The following is an 18,020-nucleotide window of genomic DNA, read 5'->3' on the forward strand; positions in this document are numbered from 1 at the left end:
GCCGATGGCGGACCGCCGCCGGCAGGCATGGCCGTCACTGGATCGCCGGTGCCGCGGGTTCCGCCGGCTCTGCCGCGGCGCCCGTTGCGGGTGCCTCGGCAGCGGGCGTTTCCGCCGCGGCGGGGGCCGGCGCGGCGCCGTTCTCCGGCGCCTGATCGCTGCGCAGATACTGGAAGAACTCGCTGTCCGGTTGCATCACGATAGAGGAATTGCCGGTCTGCAGCGCGCGCTCGTAGGACGTGAGCGAGCGGGTGAAGGCGAAGAACTCGGGGTCGCGGCCGAAGGCTTCGGCATAGATCGAGTTCCGCAGCGCGTCGGCCTCGCCGCGGATCACCTCGGCCTGCTTGCGCGCCTCGGAGGTGACCTCGACCACTGTCCGGTCGGCCGCGGCGCGGACGCGCTGTGCCGCCTCGTTGCCGCGCGCGATCTCGTCGGCCGCTTCGCGCTCGCGCTCGGCCCGCATCCGGCCATAGGTGGCCGAGAGGTTCTGCTCGGGCAGGTCGGTCCGGGTCAGGCGCACGTCGATCACGTCCACGCCCAGCGCCAGCGCCTGGCGGCGGGCGAGGTCGCGGATCTGGTTCATCAGCACGGTCCGGTCCTCGGACAGCACGCGGATCGAGGGCACGCCACCCAGCACCTCGCGGATCGCCGGGCTCATGATGCGCTGCAGGCGCGTCTGGGCCGCGTCGATGCCGCCCGCGCCCACCGCCTCGCGGAACTCCACGAGATCGACGATACGCCAGCGCGCGAAGGCGTCCACGACGAGGCGACGGTCGTCGAGCGGCGTCACCTCGATCGGCTGGGTGGGCAGCCCGAGGATCCGGCCGTCGTAGCGCACGACCTCCTGGATCAGCGGGATCTTGAAGCCGATGCCCGGCTCTTCCTTGACCGCCTTGACCTGGCCGAACTGCAGGACCAGCGCCTTCTCGCGCTCGTCCACGATGAAGACCGACGAGAAGCCCAGCGCCACGAGGATGGCGAGGATCGGCAGGATGAGGGAACTGCGGTTCATCAGTTGGCCTCCCCACCGATCACGCCCGTGCGGGCGGGGGCCGGGCTGCGGCCAAGCTCGTTCAGCGGCAGGTAGGGCACCACGCCCGAGCCGCCCTCGCCCTGGACGCCGTCCAGGATCACCTTGTCCATCGAGCCGAGCACCTTCTCCATCGTCTCAAGATACATCCGGCGACGCGTCACGTCGGGCGACTTCACATATTCGTCGTAAACCGACACGAAGCGGCTCGCCTCGCCCTGCGCGTTGTTCACGACCTCGGCGCGATAGCCTTCGGCCTGTTCGGTCAGCCGTGCGGCCTCGCCTCGGGCGGCGGCGGTCACGCGGTTGGCATAGGCATCGGCCTCCTTCTCAAGGCGGTCACGCTCCTGCTGCGCCGCCTGCACTTCGCGGAAGCTGTCGATGACCTCCTGCGGCGGGTCGGCCTTGTCGAAGTTCACCCGCACGATGTTGATGCCGGCCTGATAGCTGTCGAGCGTGGTCTGCACCGCCGCCACCAGATCCGAGGCGATGATGCCGCGGTCGCGGTTCAGGATCGGCGAGAGTTCCGAGCGCGCGATGATGTCGCGCATCGCCGATTCCGAGACCGCACGGATCGTGTCGGCGGGATCGGCGAGGTTGAACAGGAATTGCGCCGGGTCCGAGATGTTCCAGACCACCTGGAACTCGATGTCCACGATGTTCTGGTCGCGCGTCAGCATCAGGCCGCTGTCGGCGTCGCCACCGCGGCCGGTGCCGATGTCGGTCGTCCGTTCGCCGGTCACCTGCACGACCTCGGCCGTCACCAGTGGCCAGGGCGCGAAGTTCAGGCCCGGATTGCCGATCGCGCTGAACTCGCCCAGGAAGAGTTCGACCGAGCGTTCCTCGGGGCGCACCGTGTAGAACGACATGAAGGCCCAGAGACCGGCCAGCGCCAGCGCACCAAGCGCGATGCCCTGCCGGGTGAACAGCGGCTTCATCGGATTGCCGCCGCCTCCGCCGCCGCGTCCGCCCGTGGGGCGGCCCCGGCCGCCCATCAGGACGCGCAGCTGTTCCTGCCCCTTCTTCACGATCTCGTCGATCTCGGGGATCTGCGATCCGTCGCCGCCGCCGGGACGCCGCCCGCCGCGGCCGTCACGCCCGTCCCTGTCACCGCGGTCTCCGCCGCCTCCGCCCCAAGGTCCTCCGCTGGACATATAACCCTTTCCCTTTTCCTTGCCTGCCGCACTAACTGGTCATCCGCACAAGAATATCAAGCGGTGCGGACCGGTTTGCGCAGGGTCACGAGTTCCTCCGCCATGGTCGGATGCACCGCGACCGTGCGGTCGAAATCCTCCTTGGTCGCCCCCATCTTCACCGCGATGGCGGCAAGCTGGATCATCTCGCCGGCGTTGGGTGCCACGATATGGCATCCCAGCACCTTCCGCGTGTTGGCGCTGACGATCAGCTTCATCAGCACGCGGTCGGGCCGTCCGGCGAACATCGACTGCATCGGCCGGAACGCCGCGGCATAGACCTCGATCGGCTCCTGCTCGCGCGCGGCTTCCTCGGTCAGGCCGACGCTGCCCAGCTCCGGCTGGGTGAATACGGCCGAGGCTACAAGCTCGTGGTCGGCCTTGCGCGCCTCGCCCCGGAACACCGTGTCGGCGAAGGCATGGCCCTCGCGGATCGCCACGGGCGTCAGGTTGATCCGGTCGGTCACGTCGCCCACGGCATAGATCGAGGGCACGGCGGTCTGGCTCCAGTCGTCAACCGGGATCTGGCCGTTGCGGCCGAGCTCGATCCCCAGCGCCTCGAGACCGAGGCCTGCGGTGTTCGGTCGGCGGCCCGTGGCGTAAAGCACCGCGTCGAACTCGCGGTCGGAACCGTCGGTCGAGATCACCCGTATGCCGCCTTCGGTCTTCTCCAGCCGGATCACGTCGGTCCCGCACTTGATCGTGATGCCGCGGTCCTGCATGGCCGAGGCGACGTGCCCCCGCGCCTCGTCGTCGAAGCCGCGCAGGATCTGCGCGCCGCGGTAGAACTGGCAGACCTCGACGCCCAGCCCGTGCAGGATGCAGGCGAACTCCGACGCGATGTAGCCGCCGCCGACCACCAGCATCCGCGCCGGCAGGCTCTCCATCCGGAACACGTCGTCCGAGGTCATAGCCAGTTCGCAGCCGGGGAAGTCCGGCACGAAGGGCCGGCCGCCGGTGGCGATCAGGATGTGCTTGGCCGTCACCGTTTCGCCCGAGGCGAGCCGGACGGTGTGCGCATCGGCAAGCGTGGCCCTCGCGTCGAAGATCGCGACGCCCGCGCCGGTCAGGCCGCTGCGATAGGCGGCCTCGAGCCGGTCCAGTTCACGGTCCAGGCTGGCGCGGAAATGCGGCCAGTCGAAGCCGCCCACCGTCGCATCCCAGCCATAGGCGCGGGCATCCGTCACCGCATCGGGATAGGCCGAGGCGAAGACCATCAGCTTCTTCGGCACGCAGCCGCGGATGACGCAGGTCCCGCCCATCCGGCTTTCCTCGGCCAGCGCCACGCGGGCGCCGCCTTCCGAGGCCGCGATGCGCGCGGCCCGCACGCCCCCCGAACCGCCGCCGATGACGAAAAGGTCGTAGTCGAAGCTCAAGGCTCAGTCTCCCAGATCCGAGAAGATGTTGCGCGCCTCCTGCAGGTCCACGCGACCCTCCTGCGCGCCGGCCTGAAGGTCGCGCACGATCACCCGCCCGTCGCCGTGGCCCACCACCACCACGTCGCAGATGTCGATGAACAGGCCGTTCTCGACCACGCCGGGGATCTGGTTCAGCACCAGCGCCAGCTGGCGCGGATTGCCGATGCGCTTCAGGTGCAGGTCGAGGATGTGGTTCTTCTCGTCGGTCAGAAGCGGCGCGTCGCCGCTCATGCGCAGCGTGACCTCGCGGTTCAGCACGTCCATGCCGTCCAGCGTCTCCTCGATCAGCCGCCGCGTGGTCTGCCAGCCGAAGGGGATGACCTCGACCGGCAGCGGGAAGGCGCCAAGCTGCGCCACCTCCTTCGCCGCATCCGCGATCACGATCATCTGGTCCGAGGCCGAGGCCACGATCTTCTCCTGCAGAAGCGCCGCGCCGCCGCCCTTGATCAGGTTGAAGTCGGCGTCGAACTCGTCCGCCCCGTCGATGGTCAGGTCGAGCCACTTCGCATCGTGGAGGCTGACCACCGTCAGGCCAAGCTGGCGCGCAAGCTCGGCCGTGCGGGTCGAGGTCGGAACGCATGTGACGCGCAGCCCCTCGTCCCGGACGCGCTCGGCCAGGCAGCGCACCATCCAGGCCGCCGTCGATCCGGTGCCGAGGCCAAGCTTCATGCCGTCCTGCACGAAGTCCACCGCGCGCCGCGCGGCCACGAATTTCGCCGTGTCGATGGGGGAAAGTTCTGCGGGCATGTCCTCGTCTCCGGTCTGGCGCCTCCGGTTATAGGCAAGGAGCCGCGAGGGCGCGAGCGGAAAGCACCGGCAATCCCCTGTGTCCCTGCCGCAACGGCACTTGAAAAAATTCGCGCTTTGGTGCATCCTTTATGCACTTTTTCGCGTTTCGTTTTTAACATTCAATTTTCACAGGATGACGGCCATGTCTGTCTTCAGCTCCCTCGGTCGCGCGCATCTTCGCCCCGACCGGCGCAACGGACCCGAGTTCTCCGACGCAATCCTCTGCGAGGCCGCCTGCCAGGCCATAGTGGATGCACTCTACGGCGAGGGCGCGCTGGCCGCCCCCTGTCGGGACAACCGGCGGCTGTGACGCGACCGCGGATGGCGGCCCCGCTGGCGGAAATGGCGGCCTGAGGTCGCTTTCGGCCATGTCCGCGGCAGGCTGACGCACCTATCTAGGAACGACAGCCGCCCCGAGGTCCGCATGTTCCTGTCCGTCTTCGACATCTTCAAGATCGGCGTCGGCCCGTCGTCGTCGCACACGATGGGGCCGATGGTGGCCGCCGGGCGCTTCCTCGACCGGCTGCGGAACAGCCCGTTCCACGCCCACGGGTTGCGCGCCTCGCTGCATGGCAGCCTCGCCTTCACCGGCGTGGGCCACGCGACCGACCGCGCCACGATCCTCGGCCTGGCCGGGTTCGAGCCGGCGAGCTATGACGCCGCCCGCGCCGAGGAGGTGCTGGCCGCGATCCGCGAGCACAAGGTGATCGAGGCGCCCGGCCTCGGGCCGCTGCGCTTCGATCCGGAACGGGATCTGGTCTTCGACTACGGCCCGCCGCTGCCCGGCCATGCCAATGGCATGCGGCTGCACGCCACCGACCCGCAGGGCGACATCCTGCTGAGCGAGACCTACTATTCGGTGGGCGGCGGCTTCGTGCTGACCGAGGCCGAGCTTCTCGAGACGCGCTCGGACCGGCCCCGGTCCGGCCCGACCGTGCCCTTCCCCTTCGAGACCGCGCATCAGATGCTGGGCATGGCCGAGGCGTCGGGCCTGTCCATCGCGCAGATGAAGCGCGCGAACGAGCTGGCGATCCGCCCCGCGGCCGAGGTGGATCGCGGGATCGCCCGGATCTGGCAGGTGATGAACGACTGCATCGGGCGCGGGATGGAGACCGGCGGCACCCTGCCGGGCGGCCTCCACGTCCGCCGCCGCGCCAAGGGCATCCATGAGGCGCTGCTGGCCGAACGCGGGCTGAACCTGACCGCGCCGCATACGATCAACGACTGGATGAGCGTCTATGCCATGGCGGTGAACGAGGAGAACGCCGCCGGCGGGCAGGTGGTCACCGCGCCGACCAACGGCGCCGCGGGCGTGGTTCCCGCCGTCATCCGCTACTGGCTCGACCATGTTCCGGGCGCCTCGCCCGCCCGGCTGGGAGAGTTCCTGCTGACCGCCGCGGCCATCGGCGGCCTCGTCAAGCACAACGCCTCGATCTCGGGCGCCGAATGCGGCTGTCAGGCCGAGGTCGGCTCGGCCGCCGCCATGGCCGCAGCCGGCCTTGCCGCGGTGCTGGGCGGCACGCCCGCACAGGTCGAGAACGCGGCCGAGATCGCGCTGGAGCATCACCTCGGCATGACCTGCGACCCGGTGCGCGGCCTCGTGCAGGTGCCCTGCATCGAACGGAACGGCCTCGGCGCGATCAAGGCGGTCTCGGCCGCCAGCCTCGCGATGCGGGGCGACGGCGAGCATCTTGTGAGCCTCGACGTCTGCATCGAGACCATGCGCCAGACCGGGCGGGACATGAACGAGAAATACAAGGAGACCTCGCTCGGCGGTCTCGCCGTCAACGTGCCGAACTGCTGACGGTCCGCTGCGGGCGCCAACCCGGCACCGCGCAGGCGGCCGTTCCGCGTCCCTAATGGCCCACCGACCGCCGGCATAGCCCTTCACCCCACCGCTCTGGACGCGGCGCCTCCCGTGGGCATGACGGCCACGACCGATACCCTTCCTCTGGACGCGGCCCTTGCCGCAGGTTACCCGAACCGCATGAGCCCCTCCTCCGACCGCATCCTGCCCGGCGTGGCGCTGATGATCGCCTTTTGCGTCCTCGCGCCGCTGCTCGACGTCTGCGCGAAACTCGCGACCGCGACGATCCCGGTCGGCCAGATCACCGGCGCGCGCTTCCTCGTGCAGGCGGCGCTCATGCTGCCGGTGGTGGCGGTGATGGGGACCGACTGGCGGATGTCGCGCAGCATGGCGGGGCTGGTGCTGCTGCGCGCGGTGTTCCTGATCCTGTCCACCTACAGCTTCGTGGCGGCCGTCACCGTCATGCCGATCGCCGACGCGCTGGCCATCGCCTTCGTCGAGCCGTTCATCCTGCTGATCCTCGGCCGGGTCCTGTTCGGCGACGAGGTCGGCCCGCGCCGGATAGGCGCCAGCATCGTGGGCTTCGGCGGCGCGCTGATGGTGATCCAGCCCTCGCTTGCCGCCTTCGGTCTGGTGGCGCTCTGGCCGCTCGGCACCGCGTTCTTCTTCGCCTTCTACATGCTGGTGACGCGGCAGATGTCGCGCGGCATGCATCCGGTGACGATGCAACTGCACACGGCCCTTGCTGGCGTGCTGGTCATGCTGCCGGTGCTGGCTGCGGGCGAGGCGCTGGCGATCCCTTCGCTCGATCCGGTCATGCCCGAGGGCCGCGCGTGGCTTCTGCTCTTCGGCGTGGGGTTCTGGGCCTCGGCCAGCCACATCTGCATGACCTATGCGCTGAAGTTCGCGCCCTCCGCCACGCTCGCGCCGTTGCACTACCTCGAGATCGTGGCGGCGGTGATCCTTGGCTACCTCGTGTTCGGCGACTTCCCGAACCCGATGACCTGGGCCGGGATCGCGACCATCGTGGCCTCGGGCCTCTACATCATCTACCGCGAGCGGATCTCGGCCCGCGGCCGCCCCAGCCCGGCACCAGCGCCCTGAGCGCCGCGTCAAGCCGGTTGCGCGGCAGGATGACCAGCATGCCGGGACCGTCGAAGGCCAGCCGCACCTCGGGCGCCGAGACCTCGTTCGAGGTGCCGATGCGGCCATCGGGCGCGAAGCCGATGCCGTCGATGGGCCAGCGCAGCCCCTCGCTCTGGCCCGTGACGGGGCCGAGCGGGAACAGCGACAGCCGCTCGCCCGCCGACATCCGCAGCGAGATCTCGGCGGGCGCGTGGAACACCACGTCCTGCGGCCCGAGCAGCAGGCAGGGCCGTTCGGTCCGCCGCACGAGAACGTTCATCACCGCAAGCCCGTGGTCGATCCGCGCCCCCGCCACCCCCAGCGCCAGCACGAAGGGCGCGTGGATGTTCCTCAGGCACTTGTCGAAGTCGGTGGTCTCCTGCTCGGCCAGATGGTGCACCCGGCCAGCCAGAGCCTGCCGGCCCGCATCGGACAGCGAGTCCATGTCGCCGATCACCGCCTCGGGCGGAAAGCCCAGCCGCAGCGCGCTGTCCGCGCCACCATCCGCCGCCACCAGCCGCGGCGCGCGCGCCACCGCAAGGCTCAGGTCGCGCCGCGTGACCGGGCCGCCCGCCACCAATGTGACGCCCTCGGAACACTCGATTATGGGCTGGGTCATGCAGATACTATATATTAAGCTTTATTGAGTTATGCCTGCCAAGGGCCATAATCAATCCTTCAAATCACCCAACTCTGTCCATCCAGATGCAGGGGGAGGCGGGGGCAGGTCCGAGAATGGAAGGTCCGGAAGGAGGATGCGTCCGATGAGCGGGGGAACGAAGATCCTCACCGTCAGCTACGGAGCGTTCTCCTGCACCCTCGAGGGATTCGAGGACCCCTTCACCATGATGAAGGCCATCGCCGACTATTTCAGCGAGCTTGCCGCGCAGGATCGCGGCTTCGGGGCCGGCCCGCCCGATCCCGATGCGGCCGTGCTCCATCGCATCGTGGAACGCGAGGCGCGCGGCCGGGTCGAGGCGCAGGTCGGGGCGCATGGCGTGACGCTGCGCGCGACACAGGCCGCCGGCGCCAGCCCCGACCGCATCGCCGAGCGGCTGACGCGGCTGCGCTCGGCAATGGTCGATGCCGCGCTACTGAAGCCGTCGGGGCGCCCTGCCCCCGAAGCCCCGTCGGGCGGCGACCGGGTGGCGGCGCCGGAAGGTCCGGCAGGAGATCGCGCGGATGATGCGGGCGCGCCCGCGATGACGCGGCTGGCAGTGATCGACCCGATCGCCGTCGGCGCCGCCCTGATCGCCGAGGACGAGCTTCCCCCCGGCGGCCCGCTTGCAGCGGCAGCCGCGCCGCTGGTCCTCTTGCCTGAGGATGCGCGGCCCGCCGCGCCGCAGGTGGACGATGACGCAGCCCTGCGCAGCCTGATCGCGGAGGCCAAGGCCGAACAGGATCGCGAGGCGGCCGAGGAACTGGCCGGAAAGCTCGATCGTGCGCGCGCCCGCGTCGTCCGGATCCGGACCGAGGCCGACCCGCACCTGTTGCAGGAACTGGCGCGGATGGAACACGAACTGGCCCCCGACGCGCCGCGCGCGGATGCCGGGCGCCAGCTTGCCGATGCGACCGGCGAGGATGCGGTGGAGCGGATCCTCGACAAGACCACGACCGAGATGAGCGCGCCAGAAAGCCGGCGCCGGATCTCGGCGCTGTCCCATCTCAAGGCCGCGGTGGCGGCCACCGTGGCGGAACGCCTGTCGGGCGGCCGGTCGGCCGATGACGAGTCCGACCGGCTTGGCGCCTATCGGGACGATCTCGCGCGCGTCGTCCGCCCTGCCGGGTCCGGGGCCGGCGAGCGCCCGCCGCCGCTCGTCCTCATCTCCGAACAGCGCATCGACCCGCAGCAGGACCAGACACAGGTCATGGAAGCGCGGGACGAGGGTCTGCCGGGCGACGACGAGGACGAGGATGACGACGCGGGCACTCTTGTCCCCGATCCTGCGGATTTTGCCGATTTCGCGCGGCGGGTCGGGGCCAGCGAACTCGGCGACCTGATCCAGGCCGCCGCCGCCTATGCCGAGGTCGTCGAGAAGCGGCCGCACGTCAGCCGCCCCCACCTGCTGCGCTGCATCGCGGGTGTCGGGGCCGGCGGCGGGCCGGGGCGCGAGGAGGCGCTGCGCAGCTTCGGCACCCTGCTGCGTCAGGGCATGATCGAGAAGGTGCGCCGCGGCCAGTTCGCGCTCACGGACCGCTCGCCCTTCCGCACCGCCGCGCGCCGGCTGGGGCGCTGAGGCGCCGGGGTCAGCGCGGGTCGTCCTTTTCCTCGGGCTTGTCCGCATCGGGATCGGCACGGCCGACGCCGATGAACACCGGCTTCAGTGGCAGGATCCACAGGAAGCCGAGCCCGACATAGATCACCAGTTCCAGCCAGAACGGCGGCCGATCGAAGAGGCCGACCACCGTCACTGCCGCCACCACGTAAAGCGGCATCCCCACGACAAGCACCAGCAGCGACAACCGGCGACGGGTCTTGTAGCTCAGGGCCATGATGCCTCCTTCTGTGCAAAGGCCGGGTGGCCGTCAGTCCTCGAACGGGTCGGTGACGAGGATGGTGTCGTCGCGCTCGGGCGAGGTCGAGAGCAGCGCCACCGGGCACTGGATCAGTTCCTCGATCCGGCGGACGTATTTCACCGCCGCGCCCGGCAGGTCGGCCCAGCTGCGCGCTCCGGCGGTGCTTTCGGACCAGCCCGCCATTTCCTCGTAGATCGGGGTGCAGCGCGCCTGCTGGTCGGCCGCGAAGGGCAGATGGTCCAGCCGCTCGCCGTCGAGGTCATAGCCCACGCAGATCTTCAGCGTCTCGAAGCCGTCCAGCACGTCGAGCTTGGTCAGCGCGATGCCCGAGACGCCGGAGGTGGCACAGGTCTGGCGCACCAGCACCGCGTCGAACCAGCCGCAGCGGCGCTTGCGCCCCGTGACGGTGCCGAACTCGCGGCCGCGCTCGCCCAGACGCTCGCCGTCGGCGTCCTTCAGTTCCGCCGGGAACGGACCTTCCCCGACGCGGGTGGTGTAGGCCTTGACGATCCCCAGCACGAAGCCGATGGCGCCCGGCCCGATGCCGGTGCCGGTCGCCGCCTGCCCGGCGATCACGTTGGAGGAGGTCACGAACGGATAGGTGCCGAAGTCGATGTCCAGCAGCGCGCCCTGCGCCCCCTCGAACAGGATGCGCTTCCCGGCCTTGCGCATCTCGTTCATCACCTTCCAGACCGGCTTGGCGTAGGGCAGCACCTTGGGCGCGATCTCGCGCAGTTGCGCCAGCAGCGCCTCGCGGTTGATCGGGTCGATCCCGAGGCCGCGGCGCAGCGCGTCGTGGTGCATCATCAGCCGGTCGACGCGCAGTTCCAGCGTTGCCTCGTCGGCAAGGTCGGCCACGCGGATCGCGCGGCGGCCAACCTTGTCCTCGTAGGCAGGACCGATGCCGCGCCCCGTGGTGCCGATCTTCGCGACCGAGTTCACGGATTCGCGCGCGCGGTCGAGTTCACCGTGGAGCGGCAGGATCAGCACGGCGTTCTCGGCCACCATCAGGTTCTCGGGGCCGATCTCCACGCCATCGGCACGCAGCTTGGCGATCTCTTCCACGAGGTGCCACGGGTCGAGCACCACGCCATTGCCAATCACCGAAAGCTTGCCGGGCCGCACGATCCCCGAGGGCAGCAGCGACAGCTTGTAGACCTTGCCGTCGATCACCAGCGTGTGGCCGGCATTGTGCCCGCCCTGGAAGCGCGCGATCACGTCGGCCCGCTCGGAGAGCCAGTCGACGATCTTGCCCTTTCCTTCGTCGCCCCACTGGGCGCCCACGACGACGACGTTGGCCATGTCCGTTCCTTGCTGATGAAAATAGACCCCGGGCTCTATATCCCCCTGCCGTGCGGGACGGAACCGCAAATTCGCGGCGCCCCGGACGCGGCCCGTCTGGCCTGCCGTCCGCGGGGTGGGCCAGCGGAGGCGGCCTGGCCCCCGTTCAGGGCACCTGCGTGCGGCGCCGAAGGGCTTGCGGCGACCGGCGCATGGGCCTAGATAGGCGCGTCAGCATCTGAAGGCCCCCTCCGAATGCAAAACGTCGTCCTCATCGTCCACCTGATCCTTGCCCTGCTGCTCATCGGCGTGGTGCTGCTGCAGCGGTCGGAGGGCGGCGGGCTCGGGATGGGCGGCGGCGGCGCGATGACCGGCCGGCAGGCGGCCAATGCCATGACGCGGCTGACCTGGATCTTCGCCATCGCCTTCATCGGCACCTCGATCGCGCTGACGATCTTTGCCGCGCAGAACTCGCACAGCTCCTCGGTGATCGACCAGTTCGGCGGCACCGTCCGCGAGGAGGCCCCGGCCACGCCGGAGGCCCCGCTGGGCGGCGACCTGCTGCCGCCCGCGCCGGCCAATGCACCGCTGACGCCGCCGCGTGCCGACGAGCCGGCCGCGACCGAAGCGCCGGCGCAGGAACCGGCCCCCGCCGCGGCACCGGAAGGCGATGCGGACGCAGGCCCGGCTCCGGCATCGGAAACCGCGCCGGCCGTGCCCCCGGCCCCGAGGCCGAGGCCCCGGCGGAAGCGCCGGTGCAGGCTCCGGCCGTCGAGCCCCCGGCGCCCGCGGCGGGCGAGGCCCCCGCCTCGGGCGAGGCCCCGGCGCCTGCCCCGGCCACTCCCGCGACGCCGAACTGAGCCTCCACAACCTTTTGAGCCCACGCAGATCGTGACGACAGCATCTAGCTGTCGCCCGGTTGCGAAGCTTTTGCCGATCGGCTATACCTCGACTCCCGTGATGGCGAGATTCGGGATGGTGGATCGCGCCCCTGTTCAACTGACACTCACGGGAGATCCCACCGAATGGCACGCTATGTCTTCATCACCGGCGGGGTGGTCTCTTCGCTGGGGAAAGGCCTCGCCTCGGCCGCGCTCGGTGCGCTGCTGCAGGCACGCGGCTTCTCGGTGCGGTTGCGCAAGCTCGATCCCTACCTGAACGTCGATCCGGGCACGATGTCGCCCTTCGAGCATGGCGAGGTCTTCGTCACCGATGATGGCGCCGAAACCGATCTCGACCTCGGCCATTACGAGCGCTTCACGGGCGTGTCGGCGCGCAAGACCGACTCGGTCTCGTCGGGCCGGATCTATTCCAACGTGCTCGAGAAGGAACGCCGCGGCGACTACCTCGGCAAGACCATCCAGGTGATCCCGCATGTCACCAACGAGATCAAGGACTTCCTGAGGATCGGCGAGGACGAGGTCGACTTCATGCTGTGCGAGATCGGCGGCACGGTGGGCGACATCGAGGGTCTGCCCTTCTTCGAGGCGATCCGCCAGTTCGCGCAGGACAAGCCGCGCGGCCAGTGCATCTTCGTCCACCTGACGCTCTTGCCCTATGTCTCGGCCTCGCACGAGCTGAAGACCAAGCCCACGCAGCATTCGGTGAAGGAGCTGCGCTCGATCGGCATTGCGCCCGATGTGCTGCTGCTGCGCTCGGAACATCCGATCCCGCAGAAGGAGCGCGAGAAGATCGCGCTGTTCTGCAACGTGCGGAAAGAGGCGGTGATCGCGGCCTATGACCTCAAGACCATCTACGAGGCGCCGCTGGCCTATCACCGCGAGGGCTTCGATCAGGCGGTGCTCGACGCCTTCGGGATCTCGCCCGCGCCCAAGCCGAACCTCGACCGCTGGACCGACGTGATGGACCGGCTGGAACATGCCGAAGGCGAGGTGCGCGTCGCCATCGTCGGCAAGTATACCCAGCTGGAAGACGCCTACAAATCCATCGCCGAGGCGCTGACCCATGGCGGGATGGCGAACCGGACCCGCGTAAAGGCGGAATGGATCAATGCCGAGATCTTCGAAAGCGAGGACCCCAGTGCCTTCCTCGAAGGCTTCCACGCCATCCTCGTGCCCGGCGGCTTCGGCGAGCGCGGCACCGAAGGCAAGATCCGTGCGGCGCAATACGCCCGCGAGAAGGGCATCCCCTATCTCGGCATCTGCCTCGGCATGCAGATGGCGGTGATCGAGGCGGCGCGGAACCTTGCCCATGTTAAGGACGCGGGCTCCGAGGAGTTCGACCACGAGGTCGGCAAGAAACGCTTCACCCCCGTGGTCTATCACCTGAAGGAATGGATCCAGGGCAACCACCTCGTCGAGCGCAAGCACGACGACGACAAGGGAGGCACGATGCGGCTTGGCGCCTATACGGCCGCGCTGACGCCCGGCTCGCGCGTGGCCACGATCTACGGCTCGACCGAGATCGAGGAGCGCCACCGCCACCGCTACGAGGTGGACGTGCGCTACCGCGAGGCGCTGGAGGGCTGCGGGCTGACCTTCTCGGGCATGAGCCCGGATGGCCGCCTGCCCGAGATCGTCGAGATCAAGGACCACCCGTGGTTCATCGGCGTGCAGTTCCACCCGGAGCTGAAGTCGAAGCCCTTCGCCCCCCACCCGCTGTTCGCCGACTTCGTCCGGGCGGCTGTCGAGGTGTCGCGGCTGGTCTGAGATTAGCGCCCCGCGCCTGGTCCGGGGCGGAAGCGGACGGCGCCGGGTCGGCGCTACCCTTCCCCCTTTCGGTCCCCCGTGCTACCCCTCGGCCACCGGAGGGCCATGACATGATCAAGCAGGTCATCTGCATCAACTGGGGCACGCGCTACGGGGCGCGGTTCATCAACCGGCTCTACGGCATGGTGGCGCGGAACATCACGCCGCCGTTCTCCTTCACCTGCTTCACCGATTCCGCCGAGGGCGTCCGGCCCGAGGTCGATTGCCAGCCCCTGCCCGAGCTGGACTTCGAGATGCCGAAGAACACCAAGGGCAAGTGGCCGAAGGCCCGGCTCTGGGGCGAGCGGCTGGGGGATCTGAAGGGGCCGGTCCTGTTCATGGACCTCGACCTTGTCATCACCGGCAGCCTCGACGACTTCTTCACCTATGGCGATCCCGACAAGGTGATCCTGTCGCGCAATCCTGCGAAACCCTTCGAGCGGCTGGGACAGACCTCGGTCTTCCGCTTCCCGGTCGGCAAGCTGGTGGACCTGCAGCGCCGCTTCCTTGCCGATCCGCAGGGCGTCGCTGACGAATACCGCTACGAGCAGCGCTTCGTGACGCGCAACGCGCCGGGCGGGATCGACCTCTTTCCGCGGCCCTGGGTGCGGCACTTCCGCTACGACTGCCTGCCGACCTTCCCGCTGAACCTCGTGCAGCCCGCGCGGCTGCCGAAGGACGCGCGGATCGTGATCTTCCCGGGCGGCGTTCTGCCGGAACATGCGATCCGCGGTGGCTGGGCGGGCCGCGAGGGCTGGACGCTCTCGCAGCACCTGAAGGGGCTGGCCGAGCCGCAAGCCGACGGCTCGCGCTGGCGCTACCTGCGCCACTTCATGCAGCCGGTGCCCTGGGTCGCCGAGCACTGGCAGCCCTGATGCTTTCCTACCAGCACATCTATCACGCGGGAAACCTTGCCGACGTGCACAAGCACGCGCTGCTTTGCGCGATGCTCGACTACATGACGCGCAAGGAGAAGCCCCTCACCTATATCGAGACCCATGCCGGGCGCGGGCTCTATGACCTGGCCTCGCCCGAGGCGGTGAAGACCGGCGAGGCCGCGCAGGGGGTCGAGGTGCTCGAGGCGAAGTTGCCCGAGGACCATCCCTACCGCCGCCGCCTGCGGGAGGAGCGGGCGCTGTTCGGCCCGCAGTCCTATCCCGGCTCGCCGCTCTTCGCCGCGGGTTTCCTGCGCGACGGCGACGTGATGCATCTGGCCGAGCTTCACCCGCAGGAGCATCGGGCGCTGGCGAAGGTCATGGAGCCCTGGGGCGCCCATCTGCGGGCCGAGGACGGGTTCAGGGCCGCGCTCGCGCTGGCACCGCCCACCCCGCGCCGCGGACTGATGCTGATCGACCCGAGCTTCGAGGTGAAGGCGGACTATGCCGCGATCCCGAAGCACATGGCGGCGATCGCCCGCAAGTGGAACGTGGGCACCATCGCGCTCTGGTATCCGCTGCTGACCTCGGGCCTGCACAGGCCGATGATCGAGGAGCTTCGGCGGCAGTTTCCGGACGCGCTCTGCCACGAGGTGCGCTTCCCCCCCGCGCGCGAGGGGCACGGGCTGGTCGGCTCCGGCATGTTCATCGTGAACCCGCCCTGGGGCACCGAGGACGAGGCCGCGCGCCTGACCGCGCTGTTCAAGGGCCTGTCCGCATGAGCAAGGGCTACTGGGTCGGGCACATCGACGTTGCGGATCCGGCCGCCTACGAGGCCTATCGCGCCGCCAATGCCGAGGCGTTTGGCAAGTATGGCGGGCGGTTCCTGGTCCGCGGCGGCGAGCAGGCGGTGGTCGAGGGCGCGTTGCGGCGCCGCACCCTGGTGATCGAGTTCCCCACTCCGGAGGCGGCCCGGGCCTGCTACGACAGCCCGGAATACCAGCGGGCGCGGGCTTTGCGTCTGCCGGTTTCGACGGCCGATCTCGTGATCGTTCGGGGGCTGGAAGACTGAGACCGTTGGCAAGCGGGCGCGCCTGCCCTATATCCGGGTCATGTTCGACAGCCTCCTCCGCCGCCTCACGGCGCCCGCACCCGACCGACTGCCCGATCCCGATGCGGACCTTGCGCTTTCGGCGCTGCTGGTCCGCGTGGCGCGGGCCGATGGACGCTATGACGAGGCCGAGATCGCCCGCATCGACAAGGTGCTGGCCGGCCGGCGCGGGGTTCCGGCGGGGGATGCCGCTAGGCTGCGCCGCGAGGCCGAGGCCTTCGAGGCCGAAGCGCCGGACACGGTCCGCTTCACCCGCGCGCTGAAGGAGGCCGTTCCCGTCGAGGATCGCTTCGCCCTGATGCAGGCGCTCTGGGCCGTGGCGCTGGCCGACGGGTCGCGCGACGACGACGAGGATCAGGTGCTGCGGCTGGTGGCCAATCTTCTCGGCCTGACGGATCAGGACTCGGCACTGGCCCGCCAGCGCGCCGAACGCGGCTGAGCCGGGCGCAGCGCCCGTCGCTTGCGCAGCAAGGGCGGGGTTGCCTGGCATTTGGGCCAAGCGCCGCGACGCCGCAGCGAATGCGCCTTGCCACCGCCCCGGATTTGCGCCCTACTCGGGCGACCGTGACAATTTGCGAGCCGTCGTGAACGCCCCGAACCGAGATCAAGGCCAGGCCCCTGCAGGCGCCACGCCCGTCATCGAGATCCGCAACCTCCACAAGAGCTATGGCAGCCTCGAGGTTCTGAAGGGCGTCGACATGGTGGCGCCCAAGGGCCATGTCGTCTCGCTCATCGGCTCGTCGGGGTCGGGCAAGTCCACGCTCTTGCGCTGTTGCAACCTGCTCGAGGACAGCCAGGAGGGCGAGATCCTGTTCGAGGGCGAAGCCGTGCGCTGGCGCGGCACGGGGCTGGCGCGCCATCCCGCCGACAAGGCGCAGGTCATCCGCATCCGCACGAATCTGTCGATGGTGTTCCAGCAGTTCAACCTCTGGTCCCACCTGACGATCCTGCAGAACGTGATGGAGGCACCGGTCACTGTCCTCGGCCGCCCGAAGGCCGAGGTGGAACAGGCGGCGCGCGGCTATCTTGCCAAGGTGGGCATCGGCGACAAGTGTGACGCCTACCCCGCCCAGCTTTCCGGCGGCCAGCAGCAGCGCGCCGCCATCGCCCGCGCGCTCTGCATGGAGCCGCGGGCACTTCTGTTCGACGAGCCGACCTCGGCGCTCGATCCCGAGCTGGAACAGGAGGTCGTGCGCGTCATCAAGGCCCTCGCCGAAGAGGGCCGGACCATGCTGCTCGTCACCCACGACATGCGGATGGCGGCGGACGTGTCCGACCACGTGATCTTCCTTCACAAGGGCAGGATCGAGGAGGAGGGGCCGCCCGACCGGCTCTTCGGTGCGCCGCAGACCGACCGTCTGCGCCAGTTCCTGTCGGCCACCGCCTGAAAAACCAGATAACCAACAAACTGACCGGGAGATATCGATGAACAAGCTGATCCTGACCACCGCGCTTCTGGCGCTGGCCGCAGGGGCGGCCTCGGCCCAGCAGACCGTGCGCATGGGGACCGAGGGCGCCTACCCTCCCTACAACTTCATCAACGACAAGGGCGAGGTCGACGGCTACGAGCGCGAACTGGGCGACGAGCTGTGCAAGCGCGCCAGCCTCACCTGCACCTGGGTGAAGAACGACTGGGACAGCATCATCCCGAACCTTCAGTCCGGCAACTATGACACGATCATGGCCGGCATGAGCATCACCGAGGAGCGCGAGGAAGTCATCGACTTCACGCAGAACTACATCCCGCCGCTGGCCTCGGCCTATGCCTCGACCTCGCCCGATGCCGACATCAAGGGCGGCGTGGTGGCGGCGCAGACCGGCACGATCCAGGCCGGCCATGTGGCCGAAAGCGGCGCGACGCTGCTGGAATTCGCCACTGGCGAGGAGACCGTGGCGGCCGTCCGCAACGGCGAGGCCGATGCGGTCTTCGCCGACAAGGACTTCCTCGTGCCCTTCGTGACCGAGTCGAACGGCGAGTTCACCTTCGTCGGCGAGGACGTGCCGCTGGGCGGCGGCGTGGGCATGGGCCTGCGCAAGTCTGACACCGAGCTGAAGGAGAAGTTCAACGCGGCCATCCAGTCGATGAAGGACGACGGCACGATCAACGCGCTGATCAGGAAGTGGTTCGGCGAAAAGATCCAGACCTTCTGATCGAAAGGAGGGGGG

At 69.3% G+C, this 18,020-nt stretch carries 18 protein-coding genes and 1 pseudogene; 12 read left to right on the forward strand and 7 right to left on the reverse strand.

Going from position 1 to position 18,020, the window contains the following annotated elements:
• Nucleotides 1-34: 34 nt before the first annotated feature.
• Genes hflC through rpiA form a run of 4 tightly spaced genes read right to left on the reverse strand, consistent with a single transcriptional unit; the run spans nt 35 to nt 4,388 of the window.
• Nucleotides 35-1,012: a protease modulator HflC gene (gene hflC / locus CK951_RS11420; RefSeq protein ID WP_096786265.1), complete on the reverse strand. Its 978-nt coding sequence runs from the start codon at nt 1,010-1,012 to the stop codon at nt 35-37.
• On the reverse strand, nt 1,012-2,184 hold the full coding sequence (gene hflK / locus CK951_RS11425; RefSeq protein ID WP_096786266.1) for an FtsH protease activity modulator HflK: 1,173 nt from the start codon (nt 2,182-2,184) through the stop codon (nt 1,012-1,014). The genes hflC and hflK overlap by 1 nt, the downstream gene beginning before the upstream one ends.
• A gap of 56 nt (nt 2,185-2,240) precedes the next feature.
• A complete protein-coding gene (gene gor / locus CK951_RS11430) occupies nt 2,241-3,599 on the reverse strand; it encodes a glutathione-disulfide reductase (RefSeq protein ID WP_096786267.1) in 1,359 nt (452 codons plus the stop codon).
• Between the two features lie 3 nt (nt 3,600-3,602).
• Nucleotides 3,603-4,388, reverse strand: a complete 786-nt coding sequence (gene rpiA / locus CK951_RS11435) for a ribose-5-phosphate isomerase RpiA (RefSeq protein ID WP_096786268.1) — start codon at nt 4,386-4,388, stop codon at nt 3,603-3,605.
• A 184-nt stretch (nt 4,389-4,572) separates the two neighbouring features.
• On the opposite strand from rpiA, the gene CK951_RS21025 reads away from it, so the two are divergent.
• From CK951_RS21025 to CK951_RS11445, 3 genes are all read left to right on the forward strand, one after another.
• Nucleotides 4,573-4,740: a hypothetical protein gene (locus CK951_RS21025; protein WP_157764548.1), complete on the forward strand. Its 168-nt coding sequence runs from the start codon at nt 4,573-4,575 to the stop codon at nt 4,738-4,740.
• A gap of 114 nt (nt 4,741-4,854) precedes the next feature.
• Nucleotides 4,855-6,234: an L-serine ammonia-lyase gene (locus tag CK951_RS11440; protein ID WP_096786269.1), complete on the forward strand. Its 1,380-nt coding sequence runs from the start codon at nt 4,855-4,857 to the stop codon at nt 6,232-6,234.
• Between the two features lie 183 nt (nt 6,235-6,417).
• Entirely contained in the window at nt 6,418-7,341 is a 924-nt protein-coding gene (locus CK951_RS11445) for a DMT family transporter (RefSeq protein ID WP_096787242.1), read from the forward strand.
• On the opposite strand, the gene CK951_RS11450 is transcribed toward CK951_RS11445, so the two are convergent.
• Complete coding sequence (locus CK951_RS11450) at nt 7,283-7,981, reverse strand: thiamine diphosphokinase (RefSeq protein WP_096786270.1); 699 nt, start codon at nt 7,979-7,981, stop codon at nt 7,283-7,285. The genes CK951_RS11445 and CK951_RS11450 overlap by 59 nt on opposite strands.
• 145 nt (nt 7,982-8,126) lie before the next feature.
• Between CK951_RS11450 and CK951_RS11455 the strand changes: the two genes are divergently transcribed.
• Nucleotides 8,127-9,599, forward strand: coding sequence for a hypothetical protein (locus CK951_RS11455; protein WP_096786271.1), 1,473 nt, complete (start codon nt 8,127-8,129; stop codon nt 9,597-9,599).
• Between the two features lie 10 nt (nt 9,600-9,609).
• Here the strand turns inward: CK951_RS11455 and CK951_RS11460 are convergent, their stop codons facing one another.
• Both CK951_RS11460 and CK951_RS11465 read right to left on the reverse strand, forming a co-directional pair.
• Nucleotides 9,610-9,855 carry a DUF2842 domain-containing protein gene (locus tag CK951_RS11460; RefSeq protein ID WP_096786272.1) on the reverse strand — a complete coding sequence of 82 codons (246 nt, stop codon included), beginning with the start codon at nt 9,853-9,855 and terminating at the stop codon, nt 9,610-9,612.
• Between the two features lie 33 nt (nt 9,856-9,888).
• The gene (locus CK951_RS11465) at nt 9,889-11,181 is read right to left on the reverse strand and encodes an adenylosuccinate synthase (RefSeq protein ID WP_096786273.1); all 1,293 of its coding nucleotides are present in this window, start codon (nt 11,179-11,181) and stop codon (nt 9,889-9,891) included.
• A 234-nt stretch (nt 11,182-11,415) separates the two neighbouring features.
• Here CK951_RS11465 and secG point away from each other — a divergent pair.
• The 8 genes and pseudogenes from secG to CK951_RS11505 all read left to right on the forward strand — a co-directional run bounded on the left by secG (nt 11,416) and on the right by CK951_RS11505 (nt 18,005).
• A pseudogene (gene secG, locus CK951_RS21995) lies at nt 11,416-12,020 on the forward strand (preprotein translocase subunit SecG).
• 165 nt (nt 12,021-12,185) lie between these two features.
• Nucleotides 12,186-13,829: a CTP synthase gene (locus tag CK951_RS11475; protein ID WP_096786274.1), complete on the forward strand. Its 1,644-nt coding sequence runs from the start codon at nt 12,186-12,188 to the stop codon at nt 13,827-13,829.
• 110 nt (nt 13,830-13,939) lie between these two features.
• On the forward strand, nt 13,940-14,743 hold the full coding sequence (locus CK951_RS11480; protein WP_096786275.1) for a glycosyl transferase: 804 nt from the start codon (nt 13,940-13,942) through the stop codon (nt 14,741-14,743).
• A complete protein-coding gene (locus CK951_RS11485; protein WP_096786276.1) occupies nt 14,743-15,525 on the forward strand; it encodes a 23S rRNA (adenine(2030)-N(6))-methyltransferase RlmJ in 783 nt (260 codons plus the stop codon). The genes CK951_RS11480 and CK951_RS11485 overlap by 1 nt, the downstream gene beginning before the upstream one ends.
• Nucleotides 15,522-15,815: a DUF1330 domain-containing protein gene (locus CK951_RS11490; protein WP_096786277.1), complete on the forward strand. Its 294-nt coding sequence runs from the start codon at nt 15,522-15,524 to the stop codon at nt 15,813-15,815. Before CK951_RS11485 ends, CK951_RS11490 begins: the two co-directional genes overlap by 4 nt.
• Nucleotides 15,816-15,855: 40 nt before the next feature.
• Nucleotides 15,856-16,293: a TerB family tellurite resistance protein gene (locus CK951_RS11495; RefSeq protein WP_096786278.1), complete on the forward strand. Its 438-nt coding sequence runs from the start codon at nt 15,856-15,858 to the stop codon at nt 16,291-16,293.
• Between the two features lie 145 nt (nt 16,294-16,438).
• Nucleotides 16,439-17,242: an ABC transporter ATP-binding protein gene (locus CK951_RS11500; RefSeq protein WP_096787243.1), complete on the forward strand. Its 804-nt coding sequence runs from the start codon at nt 16,439-16,441 to the stop codon at nt 17,240-17,242.
• A gap of 37 nt (nt 17,243-17,279) precedes the next feature.
• Entirely contained in the window at nt 17,280-18,005 is a 726-nt protein-coding gene (locus CK951_RS11505; protein ID WP_096786279.1) for a transporter substrate-binding domain-containing protein, read from the forward strand.
• Nucleotides 18,006-18,020 lie beyond the last annotated feature (15 nt).

Source organism: Rhodobacter sp. CZR27, from assembly GCF_002407205.1.
In the GTDB taxonomy this organism is placed as follows: Bacteria; Pseudomonadota; Alphaproteobacteria; order Rhodobacterales; family Rhodobacteraceae; genus Cereibacter_A.